An 11,793-nucleotide genomic window follows, 5' to 3' on the forward strand; every position below is an offset into this window, starting at 1 on the left:
ACGACCTATCGGCCTGAACTGACAGCAAGGGTTGCCGCAAGATGACCTCCAGCAAGGACAAGACGGATCGCCGCCGCTTCCGCGCGCGGTCCAAGCTGCACCGGCGGTTCGCCGGTGCGCTGGCGCTCGGGATCGCGCTGCTGAGCGTGGGCGGGCTGTACGCCGTCTTCGCCCCGGAGCCGCAGACCGCGCAGGCGCAGGGCGAATCCGCCCTCCTGCGCGAGGGCGAGAAGCTCTACAACAACACGTGTATCGAATGTCACGGGCCGAAGCTCGAGGGCGTCCCCGACCGCGGTCCGAGCCTCATCGGCATCGGCGACGCGGCCGTGTACTTCCAGACTTCGAGCGGCCGCATGCCCGCGGTGCGCCAGGAAGCACAGGCGCAGCGGAAGCCGCCGAAGCTGTCCGAGGCCGAGATCAACGCGCTGGGCGCCTACATCCAGGCCAACGGCGGCGGCGTGCAGCGTCCCGCCGAGAAGGGTGACGCGCTGCGTGGCGACGACGTCGCGCGCGGCAGCGAGCTCTTCCGCCTCAACTGCGCCTCCTGCCACAGCTTCACCGGCCGCGGCGGCGCGCTCTCGTCGGGCAAGTTCGCCCCGAACCTGGACCCGGCCACGGAAGAGCAGATCTACACCGCGATGCTCACCGGGCCGCAGAACATGCCCAAGTTCTCCGACCGGCAGCTGTCGCCGGAGGAGAAGAAGGACATCATCGCGTTCGTGAAGTCCGTGAGTCACGGGAACAACTCACCCGGCGGTAGCTCGCTCGGCGGACTTGGCCCGGCCTCGGAGGGCGCGATCGCGTGGATCGTCGGGATCGCCGCGCTGATCGGCGTGACGTTGTGGATTGGATCGAAGGCATGAGCGCCGAAGGGCCGAAGCCGCCGACAGAGGCGGAGTTGGCGGACATGGATCGCGACCAGCTCGTCAAGCTGGGTACCGCACTCGACGGGGTCGAGATCATCGAGTACCCGACGCCGTGGCCGGTCGAGGGGACCAAGGCGGAGAAGCGCGCCGAGCGCGCTGTCGCCCTTTGGTTCGTGCTGGCCGCGCTCTCCGGCCTCGCGTTCGTGGTCCTCATCGCGTGGCCGCACTGGTTCGAGTACAAGGAGCCGGGTACGACCGGCTACACCAAGTACACGCTGTACACGCCGCTGCTCGGGGTCTCCCTCGGGCTCGCCGTGCTCAGCCTCGGTATCGGCGTGATCCTCTACACCAAGAAGTTCGTCCCGGCCGAGGTCGCGGTGCAGGAGCGCGGCGACGGCGGGTCGAAAGAGGTCGACAAGGCCACCATCCTCGCCCAGCTGGCCGACTCGGGTAACCGCATGACCATCGCGCGCCGCTCGATGATCAAGCGGTCCGCGGGTGCCGGTGCTGGTGTGCTCGGTCTCGCCGTCGCGGCGCTGCCGATCGCGTCCTTCATCAAGGACCCGTGGAAGGACACCGAGAACCGCGACTCCCTGTGGCACTCGGGCTGGAAGAAGAACTTCCCGGAAGAGAAGGTCTACTTGCGCCGCAACACCGGCCGTCCGCACGAGGTCTCCCTGGTCAAGGTCGAGGACCTCGACGCGGGCGCCATGGAGACGGTCTTCCCGTTCCGCGAGTCCGAGCGTGAGGACGAGCACGCGCTGTCGGCCGCCTTCAAGCGGGTCGACAACCCGGTCATGCTGATCCGCCTCCGCCCGACCGACGCCGCCAAGGTCGTCAAGCGTCAGGGCCAGGAGGATTACAACTTCGGGGACTACTACGCGTACACGAAGATCTGCAGCCACGTCGGCTGCCCGACCTCCCTGTACGAGCAGCGGACCAACCGCATCCTCTGCCCCTGTCACCAGTCGCAGTTCGACGCGCTCCACTACGCCAAGCCGATTTTCGGGCCGGCGACGCGGCCGTTGGCCCAGCTTCCGATTACAGTGGACGAAGAGGGCTACCTGATCGCGCGCGGAGACTTCAACGAGGCCGTCGGACCGGCCTTTTGGGAGCGTAAGTCATGAGTTCACTCACCACCCCGACGAAGGGGACGAACCCGGTCGAGAAGGCCGCGGGCGCTGGTGCGAAGTGGGCCGACGACCGGTATCACCTGGCCAAGGGCATGCGGCACCAGCTCAACAAGGTGTTCCCGACGCACTGGTCGTTCCTGCTCGGCGAGATCGCGCTCTACAGCTTCATCATCCTGTTGCTGTCGGGTGTCTATCTCACGCTGTTCTTCGACCCCTCCATGGAGGAGGTCGTCTACAACGGCAGCTACACCGGTCTGCAGGGCGTCGAGATGTCGCGGGCCTTCGCGACCACGCTGGACATCTCGTTCGACGTCCGCGGCGGTCTGTTCGTCCGCCAGCTGCACCACTGGGCCGCGCTGATCTTCGTGGCCTCGATGATGGTCCACATGTTCCGGATCTTCTTCACCGGCGCGTTCCGGCGCCCGCGTGAGGCGAACTGGGTCATCGGCGCGCTGCTGCTGGTCCTGGGCATGTTCGAAGGCTTCTTCGGCTACTCGCTCCCGGACGACCTGCTCTCCGGTACCGGTATCCGCGCGACCCTGTCGGGCATCGTGCTCTCGGTGCCGGTCATGGGCACCTGGATCCACTGGGCGCTGTTCGGCGGCGAGTTCCCCGGCAACGAGATCATCCCGCGCCTGTACACGATCCACATCCTGCTGCTGCCGGGCATCATGCTCGGCCTGGTGGCCGCGCACCTCGCGCTGGTCTGGTACCAGAAGCACACGCAGTTCCCGGGGGTGCGCCGCAAGGAGACCAACGTCGTCGGCGTCCGCATCATGCCGGTCTTCGCGCTCAAGGGCGGTGCGTTCTTCGCGCTGGTCACCGGTGTCATCGCGCTGATGTCGGGGCTCTTCCAGATCAACCCGATCTGGAACATCGGCCCGTACAACGCGGCGCAGGTCTCGGCGGGTTCGCAGCCGGACTGGTACATGGCCTGGGCCGACGGCTTGCTCCGGATCTGGCCCGCGTGGGAGCTCTACCTCGGGAACTACACGGTCCCGGCGGTCTTCTTCGCCGGTGGGCTCGGGATGCCGATCCTGATCGGGTTGCTGCTGACGTATCCCTGGATCGAGCGAAAGTTGTCCAAGGACACCGCGCACCACAACCTGCTGCAGCGTCCGCGCGACGTCCCGGTCCGGACCTCGCTGGGCATGATGGCCCTGACGTTCTTCGCGGTCATCATGCTTTCGGGCTTCAACGACATCATCGCGTTCGCCTTCGACATCTCGCTGAACGCGACGACGTGGGCCGGCCGGATCGGTGTGCTGCTGGCCCCGCCGATCGCGTACTACATCACCTACCGGATCTGCCTCGGCCTCCAGCGGGCCGACCGCGAGGTGCTGGAGCACGGTGTCGAAACCGGCATCATCAAGCGCCTGCCGCACGGTGAGTTCATCGAGATCCACCAGCCGCTCGGCCCGGTGGACGACCACGGCCACCCGCTGCCGCTCGAATACCAGGGCGCGTCGGTGCCGAAGAAGATGAACAAGCTCGGTTCGGCCGGGCACGCCGTCGCGGGTTCGGTCTGGTCGCCGGACCCGGTCGAGGAGACGATCGCGCTGGAGCGTGCCCGGGCCAACGGGCACGGCAACGGCAACGGCAAGGTCGACGACATCGGCGGCGAGCCGTCCGCGGAGCGCAAGGAGATCACCTCCGGGCACTAGCTCCGGTAGGAACGCGCGTGTAAAGGCCTCCTTCCCTTGGCTCAGCCGAGAGAAGGAGGCCTTCACGCGTGTCAGGGGTACGCATTTAGTCCTCTAATGGCGTTTCGGCTGTCGGTCACTGGGGCGGCCACTCGCGACCCCGTGATCCCACAGCCAGGAAAGGCCGTGAAGGCCTCCTTCCCTACGCTCAAGGTAGGGAAGGAGGCCTTCACGGACCTGCCACTCGTGGTGAACCGTCAGCCGACGACCTGCAGCTCCAAAAAGTCACCGGCGGGGCGGGGTTCTCGTTTGTCGTCAGGCGCCTTCGACGCCGATGTCGAAAGCGGACTCGCTGTCGGCCTTCGAGTACGAGCGGAATGCGATATGCGTGACCGTGCTCAGCACACCGGGGACCTTGCCGATCTTCGCCGGGATCAGGTCCGCGAGGTCCTCATGGGCCGAGACCCGGACCGAGGCGATCAGGTCGACGTCGCCCGCGCAGGAGTAGACCTCACGGACCCCGTCGATGTCCGCGATCGCCTGGGCCGCCTCGGGGATGGCGTCCGCTTCGACTTGGATCAACACGATCGCGGTGATCACTGGAGGTCCTCCTACGTTGACGATTCCGGTGCCGCGATCCTAGCCCGCCACCTGCTCCAGCGCCGTCGCGCTCGCCGCCAGGTCGAGCCATTCTCCCCAGCCGCCCGCGACGGCGGCCGGCTCCGCCCAGGGGTGTGTGGTGCGCACGAGCCGGACGCCCGGGCGGGCCAGCCAGCGCAACAGGATGCGGACCTCTTCCGGGAACGCGCCGAAAAGCGGGCCGGGGCCGGGGAGCACCGTTTCCGCCGAGGCCACCAGCATCTCGACCACCGGCATCGGCGGCACCCCGCGCCGCGCGACCCCCGCCGACGCGAGCCTGCCGTACCGGATCACCGCGAGTTCCCAGCCGCCGTTGCCGTCCGGCCCCGCGGCGATCAGCTCCGGGATACCGGCCAGCGCCGACTGCCGATGCGCCCGGCCGACCGCGCGGATCAGCCCGGCCAGCTGATCACGGTGCCGGGCGGCCTGTTCGTAGTGCTCGGCCGCGGCGAGCCTGGCCAGCTGATCGGCGGCGGCGCGCAGCGGCCGCCCGTCCGTCCCGGCGATGAGCCCGGACACCGCCAGCACCCCGGGCCGGTACTCCTCGACCGTCTGGAGCCCGGCGCAGGGCGCCCCGCAGCGCCCGAGTTCGGCGAGAACACACGGTTTGCCGTTCGGCGCGGTCGCGGAGATGCGCTGGGTGCACGTCCGCAGTCCGGAGGCGCCGGCGAGGGTGTCCGCGGCCGATCGGGCGTCCGTCTGGCTGCGGAAGGGCCCCAGCATCCCGTCTCGTGGCATGCGAACCACCGACAGGCGGGGGAACGCTTCCTCGGTCAGCGCGACCCACCAGGCGTTGCGTGGGTTCTTGGAACGGCGGTTGTACATCGGGCGGTGGGCGGCGATCAGCCGGAGCTCCCGGACCGCGGCCTCCAGCGCGTGGGCGCATTCGACCGCGTCGACCCGTTCGGCCAGCGCGACCATCTCCCGGATCCGGCCCCGGCTCTCCGATCCGGTGAAGTACTGCCGGACCCGGCGGCGCAGGTCCGACGACGTTCCCACGTAAAGCACCTCGTCGCTGGGGCCGCGGAACAGGTAGACGCCCGGCCGCGAAGGCAGGTGTTCGGCCAGCGAACGTTTGCGCCGCTGGGCCGGAGTCACCTCGGGCAGGTAGTCCAGCAGTTCTTCCAGCGTGTGGACGCCGAGGTTGCCGACGCGTTCGAGCAGGGCGTGCAGGACGTCCACGGTCGCCCGCGCGTCCGCGAGGGCACGGTGGTTGGGCGTCGTCCGCGCGCCGAACAGCGTGGCCAGCGCGGAAAGCCGGTAGCTGGGCGTCTCGTCGCGGGAAATGACCCGGCGGGCGAGCCGGACCGTGCAGACGACGGCCGTCTTCGGCCAGTGGTACCCGTGGCCTTCGCAGGCCGCGCGCATGAAACCGGTGTCGAAGGGGGCGTTGTGCGCCACGAGCACGGCCCCTGAGATGAACTCAAGGAAGGCAGGCAGCACCCGATCGATCCGGGGGGCGTCGTAGACCATCGCGCCGGTGATGCCGGTGAGCTCCACGATCTGCGGCGGGATCGGCATCCCCGGATTGACGAAGGTGGCGAACTCGCCGAGGATCTCACCCGCGCGGACCTTGACCGCGCCGATCTCGGTGATCCCGTCCGGACCGGGTTTCGTGCCCGTGGTCTCGAGGTCGAATACGACGAAAGTGGTGTCCCGCAAAGGGGTTCCCAGCTCGTCGAAGGCGAGTTGCGCCGCGCCGGGCCGCCGTCCGGTGTCCATGATCGGGCACAGTAGGGGCGGGCACCGACAATCCCGGGATCCGCGCACGCCGTCCCATCCAGCGCGCCCCGAGCCCATGGGGCCTACGCTGGAGCGATGCAGCCGCAGCCCGCAGTGCCGGAACTGCCCGAGGACGCCATCGGCGGACCCTCGGGTGTCGTGGCGTCGGCGGGCGGGCACGAGGAGTCCGAAGAGGTCCCGGCCGACGGCTGGACGGCCTTGCCGGAGGCGGTGCGTGAGCGGATCGCCGAGCTCGCCGCGGCCGCCGTCGGCAAACTGCCGGTCGCCGACGTGCCGAGGCAACTGCGCCCGGTCGCGAAGTTCGCCCCCGCGAAACGCGCGAAACTCGGCGGGACGGCGCTGCTCGCCGCGCTGGGGGAGTCGTCGCAGTTCCGGGTCGCGGTCACCGAATGGCTGCGTGACCACCGCAAGGACGCCCTCGACCCGAACGCACCCGATTCCGTCGCCGCCGCGGCCGCCGCCGTGCTCCTCGGCGAGGCGGGCGCGGCCGGGCGTGTCCGGCTGGTGGCGAAGAACGCCGACGAGACGGCGTTGCGCGCCGAACGTGATGCCGCACTGGCCCGCAATCAGCGGCTCGAGACCGAACTGGCCCAGCTGCGCGAAGAGTTGCGCGAGGCCAAGGAGATGGCGGCCAGCGCGCGGGGTGAACGCGAAGCCGAGGTCGAGAAACTGCTGAAGCGCTTGCGAGAGCAGGGTGTCCAGCTGCGCCAGGCCAAGGACGCGGTCGCCGAGGCCCGCGCCGAGCTGGAAAGCGGCGGTGCCGAGCGCGCCGAGGAGATCAAGGCGCTGAAAGCCCAGCTGGACCGTGAGCGGCAGCGAGTCGCGGCGGAGAAGGCGCGGGCGGAGAAGGCCGTCACGGACGCCGAGATCGCCCGCCAGTCCGCCCGCGAAGCGCGTCAGGCCGACGAGGTCAGGCTCGGGCTGCTGCTGGACACGATCGAAGGCGCCGTCGGCGGACTGCGCCGGGAGCTTTCGGTGAGCGCGAGGGGGCAGCGTCCGGCGGACATGGTCCGCGGCGCCACGTCGGGGCTGGGCGCGGGCGGCAAGATCCAGGACGTCACCGCGCTCGACCGGCATCTCGCGCTGCCCAATGTGCACCTGATCGTCGACGGCTACAACGTCACGAAGACCGGCTATCCGGAATTGGCGCTTTCCGACCAGCGCGACCGGCTGATCCACCAGCTTTCCGCGCTGGCCGCGCGGACCAGCGCCGAGGTGACCGTGGTGTTCGACGGCGCCGGTGTGCTTTCCGTGCCCGCGGCGGTGCCGCGCGGGGTACGGGTGCTGTTCTCCGAACGCGGCGTGCTCGCGGACGACGTCATCCGGTCGCTGGTCGCGGCCGAGCCGCCGGGGCGGCCGATGGTGGTCGCGAGCACGGACCGGGCGGTGGCGGACTCGGTGCGGCGCAAGGGCGCGCACCCGGTGCCGTCGGCGGTGCTGGTGTCGAGACTCAGCCGAGTTTAGAAGTACGCGCCGTAGACGGCCGTAGCGAAGGGCCCCTTCCCTACCTTCAGGGTAGGCATGGAGGCCTTCACGGACCCGGTGAGCGCGATACCCAGCACGCCACGTTTGCCTCAGGCGCCTTGGCCACAACCCTCATTACCACTCGCGACGCCCGAAACTGTCAGTGGTCGCTCTTATCGTGTGCGTCATGACCGATATAGCGGATAGAGAGACGCTCGTCATCGATTGCGATCGCTGCGCGGTCCGGGGTGACGCATGTCATGACTGTGTCGTCAGTGTCCTTCTCGGCGCGCCGCCGTCGCTCGAATGGGACGCCGACGAGCGAAAAGCGGTCGACGCGCTCGCGGAAGCGGGGATGATCCCGCGTCTCCGGATGGTCCGGAGGGTCGAGCGGGAGCGCCGGATGACCGCCTGAGACACGCCACGACCGGGACATTCGACGAGTGGTCGATCCGATCGGGTGAACGGTAGGTAGCCGTATGGCCCTCCTGGATGTAACGCCCGTCACAATTTTCCGCTCATGCTGGTCCGAAGGTGTTTCGGCGCATCACGGAGAGTTTTTGTCATTGGCGTGGTGGACGTGGTGCCTGTGGTTTCGTAACCTGTCCGAGATCTCGTGGCCGGAAGTCGTCGCCAGACGGCGACACGGGATCGCCACTGAAGCAGCTTTGTCGGGGAGTTGCACCAGAATCAGCCGGGCACCAAACCTGTTGCGATAGCAGTCGGCCAGGTGCCGGGCGGGAACGCGGAGAACCGCGCGGGCTTCACGGCCGGCGACGCGGCTTCGCGGAAGAGGGCCCCCGACCTCTTCGTCCCCGGTTTTGAGTCAGTGGCCGACAGCAAAGGAGACACGCGCGACCGTGCAGTCGCATCCAGTCAAGCGCGTGGTGTCAGGAGCTTTGGCCGCGGCCGCGGTGATCACCGCGGTAACGGTCGCTCAGCCTTCAGCCACCGCTGCCCCAGTCCCCGCCCAACAACAGCCCCCGTCCGGTTCGGACGCGCTCGCCAAGTACCGCGACCTCGCGGCGCAGGCGGAGAAGGCGAACGAGGACCTCCTCAAGGCGAAGGACGATCTCGCCGCGAAGCAAGGCGAGCTCGACAAGGCCACCGCGGACGCCGCGGCGGCCAAGGAAGCCGGTCTCAAGGCCGCCGGTGACGAAAAGACGTTCCAGGCCGAGGTCAACAAGTTCGCCGGTGCGTCGTTCACCAGCGGCGTGCAGCTGAACAAGCTGTCGTCGCTGCTGTCGGGCGCGTCGACCCAGGACTTCCTGGACCGCTCCTCGGCGCTCGAGGTCCTCGCCGCGAACAAGAACACGGCTCTGAACAACCTGAGCGGCGCCGTGGCCCAGGCCGCGGCCTCCGCGCAGAAGGCCGCGGACGCGCAGGCGACGGCCACCGCCGCCCGTGACGCCGCCGCCAAGCTGACGACGGACATCGAGGCGCGGCAGAAGACGCTCAACGACCAGCTCAAGGAGATCGAGCGGGCCGGCGGCAACCTGAGCGCCGCGGACAAGGCCGCCCAGAAGGACAAGGGCGGCGCGTTCCCCAACCTGCCCGCTCCTGGCCCCGCCGCCGCGGCGGCACTCTCCGCCGCGAAGAGCAAGCTCGGCAGCCCGTACGTGTGGGGTGCGACAGGTCCGTCGCAGTTCGACTGCTCAGGTCTGATGCAGTGGGCCTACAAGCAGGCCGGTCTTTCCCTGCCGCGGTCGAGCCGTCAGCAGTCCACCTTCGGCGCTCCGGTCGAGAAGTCGCAGCTTCAGCCGGGCGACCTGGTGTTCTACTACTCGCCCGTCTCGCACGTGGGCATGTACGTCGGCAACGGCATGATGGTGCACGCGCCGACCTCCGGTGACGTCGTCAAGGTGTCGCCGCTGCAGAACAACTACGTCGGAGCCCGTCGCCCGACGGCCTGACGAAGAAATTCCCGGCCCGTCACAGGGACGGTGAAGGGGCGGTACCGCGCAGGCGGTGCCGCCCCTTTCGCGTGCCGGGGGCCAAGTAGCCTGCAGGGGTGCTGAGGACGCTGCTGGTGACCAACGACTTCCCGCCCCGGCCGGGCGGTATCCAGAACTACCTGAACTCGCTGGCCGCCCGCCTGCCCGCGGACGATCTCGTCGTGTACGCGCCGTCCTGGGAGTCGAGCACCGGCTCGCACACCGAGTTCGACGCCGCCGCCCCCTTCGAGGTGGTACGCCATCCGACGTCGTTGATGCTGCCGACACCGGACGTGCTCAAGCGGGCCAAGGAGATCATGCGGGCCCGTGACTGCGAAGCCGTCTGGTTCGGCGCGGCCGCGCCGCTGGCGTTGCTGGGACAACCGCTGCGATCGGCCGGTGCCCGCCGCGTGCTGGCCTCGACGCACGGCCACGAGGTCGGCTGGTCGATGCTGCCGGGGTCACGGCAGGCGTTGCGGCGGATCGGCGACACCGTCGACGTGATCACCTATGTCAGCAAGTACACGCGGTCCCGGTTTTCGGCCGCTTTCGGTCCGATGGCGGGGCTGGAGATGCTGCCGTGCGGCGTCGACACCGCGCTGTACCGCCCGGATCCCGCCGCGGGCAAGGAGATCCGCGACCGGCACGGTCTCGGCGACCGGCCGACGATCGTGTGTGTTTCGCGGCTGGTGCCGCGCAAGGGACAGGACATGCTGATCAGGATCCTGCCCGAACTCCGCAGGCGGATCCCGGACGTGGCGCTGCTGCTCGTCGGCGGCGGCCCGTACCGCAAGACGCTCACCGGGCTGGTCGGCGCGCTGGGGGTCGAAGACAACGTGGTCATCACCGGATCGGTGCCGTGGAAGGAGTTGCCGGCGCACTACAACGCCGGTGACGTCTTCGCCATGCCTGCCCGGACGCGCGGAAAGGGCCTCGACGTCGAAGGACTCGGCATCGTCTACCTGGAGGCTTCGGCGACCGGGCTGCCGGTCGTCGCCGGCAATTCCGGCGGGGCACCGGAAACAGTGCTGGACGAGGTCACCGGGCACGTCGTCGACGGCCGTGACGAACAGCAGTTGCGGGAGACGCTGGCCGCGTTGCTGGCCGACCCGGTGCGGGCGCGGCGGATGGGGGCCGCCGGCCGCGAATGGGTGGCCGAGCACTGGCGGTGGGACACCATGGCGAGCAGGCTTTCCGGCCTGCTCGACGGCGACCCGGTCGCGGCCGTGCGCTGACGGCGCGCGCCGTCAGGGTTCGTAGCGCGCCGGGTGGTTCGGGTCGTCGACGCGGATCACCATGTCGGCCGACGCCACCGGGTCCACCTCGGCTTCATAGCGCTCGTAGGCGGGCAGCGCCCATTCGTCGGGCACCCGCCGCTTGAGCGCGGCGGGTGAAAGCCACAGGTGCACGCTCAGATCGAACGCGAGGCCCGCGCCGAACAGGAACTCACCGTCCAGCAGGACGACGCCACCTTCGGGAAGGTCGACGCGCTCGGCGCGGGTGGCGCGATCGCGGACCGGATCCCACAGCGAGGGGAGTACCCGTCCGCTGCCGCCCTCGGCGAGCGGATCGAGCACCTCGCGGCGCAGGGCGCCGAGGTCAAGCCAGTCGGTGTAGCGCGCGTCGGGGTCTTCCTTGCCCCGTTCGAAGCGCAGGGAGGCGGGGCGGAGGAAGTCGTTCGCCGAGACCCGCAACGCCGCGTGACCGGCGACGCGCAGGGGACCGACCAGGGCGTCCGCGAGTGCTGTGGTGTTGGTCGCACCGGCCGCGCCGTCGACGGCGACCGCGATCCGGCGGCGGCCCGTGATCGCCGTGATGCGTTCGGTCAGTTCGGAGACCAGCAGAGCGGGAGAAATCGGACGGTAGCGCACAGGAAGAGATCCTCCACCCGGACCGGTGAACCTCGCACGGTACACCCGGTGCGAGGATGGGCCGGTGACGAGAGCAGTGGCCAAAACAGCCGGAAGTGGTTGGCAGGTAGGCGTTTCCCAAACCGTGCCGTACAGCGGCGCACAGGTGTGGGACTTCCTGGTCGGACGCGAGGGCGTGGAGATCTGGCTCGGCCCCGGCGCCGACCTCGGTCGTGAACTGGGCGCGCCCTACGAGACGGCCAACGGGACGACCGGCGAGATCCGCGGCCGTTCCGAGGGTGACAAGCTCCGGCTGACCTGGCGCCCGAAGGACTGGGATCACGACTCCACCCTGCAGATCACGGTGAGTGGCACCGAGCAGAAGACCACGCTCCGCTTCCACCAGGAGTGGCTCACGGGCGCCGACGAGCGCGAAGAACAGCGGGCATACTGGACTGAAGTGACCGAGCGAGTGGTGGCCGCGCTGGCCGAACGCTGACCGGCGCGCTGGGGGGGAGCGT

General features: G+C 69.3%; 11 protein-coding genes. 8 read left to right on the forward strand and 3 right to left on the reverse strand.

All coding sequences use genetic code 11. The features are described 5' to 3' along the window. Positions 1-41: 41 nt before the first annotated feature. Genes qcrC through qcrB form a run of 3 tightly spaced genes read left to right on the forward strand, consistent with a single transcriptional unit; the run spans position 42 to position 3,663 of the window. Complete coding sequence (qcrC, locus tag AVL48_RS12535; protein ID WP_061983145.1) at positions 42-863, forward strand: cytochrome bc1 complex diheme cytochrome c subunit; 822 nt, start codon at positions 42-44, stop codon at positions 861-863. After that, positions 860-1,993: a cytochrome bc1 complex Rieske iron-sulfur subunit gene (gene qcrA, locus AVL48_RS12540; RefSeq protein WP_061983146.1), complete on the forward strand. Its 1,134-nt coding sequence runs from the start codon at positions 860-862 to the stop codon at positions 1,991-1,993. Before qcrC ends, qcrA begins: the two co-directional genes overlap by 4 nt. Continuing rightward, positions 1,990-3,663: a cytochrome bc1 complex cytochrome b subunit gene (gene qcrB / locus AVL48_RS12545; protein WP_061983147.1), complete on the forward strand. Its 1,674-nt coding sequence runs from the start codon at positions 1,990-1,992 to the stop codon at positions 3,661-3,663. Before qcrA ends, qcrB begins: the two co-directional genes overlap by 4 nt. Positions 3,664-3,957: 294 nt before the next feature. Here qcrB and AVL48_RS12550 read toward each other — a convergent pair whose 3' ends face one another. Next, entirely contained in the window at positions 3,958-4,242 is a 285-nt protein-coding gene (locus AVL48_RS12550; RefSeq protein ID WP_061983148.1) for an Lrp/AsnC family transcriptional regulator, read from the reverse strand. A gap of 39 nt (positions 4,243-4,281) precedes the next feature. Next, the gene (locus tag AVL48_RS12555; protein ID WP_061983149.1) at positions 4,282-6,003 is read right to left on the reverse strand and encodes a DEDD exonuclease domain-containing protein; all 1,722 of its coding nucleotides are present in this window, start codon (positions 6,001-6,003) and stop codon (positions 4,282-4,284) included. Positions 6,004-6,099: 96 nt separating this feature from the next. Between AVL48_RS12555 and AVL48_RS12560 the strand changes: the two genes are divergently transcribed. The 4 genes from AVL48_RS12560 to AVL48_RS12575 all read left to right on the forward strand — a co-directional run bounded on the left by AVL48_RS12560 (position 6,100) and on the right by AVL48_RS12575 (position 10,657). Beyond that, complete coding sequence (locus AVL48_RS12560) at positions 6,100-7,488, forward strand: NYN domain-containing protein (RefSeq protein ID WP_061983150.1); 1,389 nt, start codon at positions 6,100-6,102, stop codon at positions 7,486-7,488. A gap of 187 nt (positions 7,489-7,675) precedes the next feature. Beyond that, complete coding sequence (locus tag AVL48_RS12565; RefSeq protein ID WP_061983336.1) at positions 7,676-7,903, forward strand: hypothetical protein; 228 nt, start codon at positions 7,676-7,678, stop codon at positions 7,901-7,903. 445 nt (positions 7,904-8,348) lie between these two features. Beyond that, entirely contained in the window at positions 8,349-9,401 is a 1,053-nt protein-coding gene (locus AVL48_RS12570; protein WP_061983151.1) for a C40 family peptidase, read from the forward strand. A 98-nt stretch (positions 9,402-9,499) separates the two neighbouring features. Next, entirely contained in the window at positions 9,500-10,657 is a 1,158-nt protein-coding gene (locus AVL48_RS12575; RefSeq protein ID WP_177242359.1) for a glycosyltransferase family 4 protein, read from the forward strand. Positions 10,658-10,669: 12 nt separating this feature from the next. On the opposite strand, the gene AVL48_RS12580 is transcribed toward AVL48_RS12575, so the two are convergent. Then, entirely contained in the window at positions 10,670-11,293 is a 624-nt protein-coding gene (locus tag AVL48_RS12580) for a nucleoside/nucleotide kinase family protein (protein WP_061983152.1), read from the reverse strand. Between the two features lie 124 nt (positions 11,294-11,417). Here AVL48_RS12580 and AVL48_RS12585 point away from each other — a divergent pair, with 124 nt between their 5' ends. Continuing rightward, positions 11,418-11,771, forward strand: coding sequence for an SRPBCC domain-containing protein (locus AVL48_RS12585; RefSeq protein ID WP_082857628.1), 354 nt, complete (start codon positions 11,418-11,420; stop codon positions 11,769-11,771). Positions 11,772-11,793: the final 22 nt, after the last annotated feature.

This window comes from Amycolatopsis regifaucium (genome assembly GCF_001613935.1).
GTDB classification, from domain to species: domain Bacteria; phylum Actinomycetota; class Actinomycetes; order Mycobacteriales; family Pseudonocardiaceae; genus Amycolatopsis; species Amycolatopsis regifaucium.

What these genes read in the sequence shown, in the direction of transcription:
- AVL48_RS12565 (WP_061983336.1), top strand. Translation starts at nt 7,676, where the DNA reads ATGACCGATATAGCGGATAGAGAGACGCTCGTCATCGATTGCGATCGC.
- qcrB (WP_061983147.1), top strand. Translation starts at nt 1,990, where the DNA reads ATGAGTTCACTCACCACCCCGACGAAGGGGACGAACCCGGTCGAGAAG.
- AVL48_RS12555 (WP_061983149.1), bottom strand. Translation starts at nt 6,003, where the DNA reads ATGGACACCGGACGGCGGCCCGGCGCGGCGCAACTCGCCTTCGACGAG.
- qcrC (WP_061983145.1), top strand. Translation starts at nt 42, where the DNA reads ATGACCTCCAGCAAGGACAAGACGGATCGCCGCCGCTTCCGCGCGCGG.
- qcrA (WP_061983146.1), top strand. Translation starts at nt 860, where the DNA reads ATGAGCGCCGAAGGGCCGAAGCCGCCGACAGAGGCGGAGTTGGCGGAC.
- AVL48_RS12560 (WP_061983150.1), top strand. Translation starts at nt 6,100, where the DNA reads ATGCAGCCGCAGCCCGCAGTGCCGGAACTGCCCGAGGACGCCATCGGC.